This is a genomic window from Nostoc sp. 2RC (genome assembly GCF_014222165.1).
GTDB classification, from domain to species: domain Bacteria; phylum Cyanobacteriota; class Cyanobacteriia; order Cyanobacteriales; family Nostocaceae; genus Nostoc; species Nostoc linckia.
The window spans coordinates 1-256 of record NZ_JACKZU010000846.1 but is presented as its reverse complement, the minus strand read 5'-3'; the positions used below and the strand labels follow the sequence as shown (position 1 = coordinate 256).

The window sequence follows — 256 nt, the reverse complement described above, 5'->3', positions numbered from 1 at the left end:
ACCACAGACCCCGACACTGGTAACACTTTCACCTACAGCCTAGTTGCTGGAACTGGTTCTACCGATAACTCTGCTTTTAGCATTGTCGGCAATCAGTTGCGAATCAATAGCTCACCGAACTTTGAGGCCAAGAATTCTTACAGCATCCGGGTACGAACCACTGACCAGGGAGGACTCAATTTTGAAAGTCCCTTCACCATCACCATAAATAATGTCAACGAAATACCAACAGCCATAGCCTTGAGTGCTAGCAGCA

The 256-nt window shown here is 46.9% G+C and carries 1 protein-coding gene; it reads left to right on the top strand.

Annotated elements, in window-relative coordinates:
• A partial coding sequence (locus GNE10_RS35225; protein WP_185570592.1) for a cadherin repeat domain-containing protein occupies nucleotides 1-256 on the top strand: 256 nt, incomplete at both ends.